The organism is Neisseria sp. P0021.S007 (genome assembly GCF_051956855.1).
Map to the genome: position 1 here is coordinate 1 of NZ_JBQCXA010001514.1, position 469 is coordinate 469.

The 469-nt window shown below is 51.8% G+C and carries 1 pseudogene; it reads left to right on the forward strand.

What is annotated here, in order from left to right:
* Nucleotides 1-141: 141 nt before the first annotated feature.
* Nucleotides 142-469: pseudogene (locus tag ACTHUR_RS20015) on the forward strand (single-stranded-DNA-specific exonuclease RecJ); the annotation flags it as partial.

Here is a 469-nt window from a genome sequence, read left to right on the forward strand (position 1 = left end):
GTCGTAGTCAGTGAAATTATCGATGCTTCACGCAAATAATATCCAAGGCCGTCTGAAAACGGATTGCAGGTTTCAGACGGCCTCCTCCTTAAAATAAATGTTTCAAAAAATTAATTTTTTCTCTATTTAATCCCACACACTATGTCCGTCAAAATTCAAACACGTTCCATTAATCCGACTGTTTTCAACGACTTGCTCACTGCCGGTACCGATCCTTTGATTGCGCGGCTGTGTGCTGCGCGTGATGTGCAAAGTCCGGCCGAGTTGGATGACAAGCTTGCTGCGCTTTTGCCGTATCAAACGCTGACAAACTGCGAAGCCGCCGCCCGCCGTCTGGCGGATGCCATCGAGCGCAAGGAAAAAATCCTGATTGTCGCCGACTACGATGCCGACGGCGCGACCGCGTGTTCCGTCGGTATGAGCGGCTTGGCGGCGATGGGCGCGGCGGTGGATTTCCTCGTACCCAACC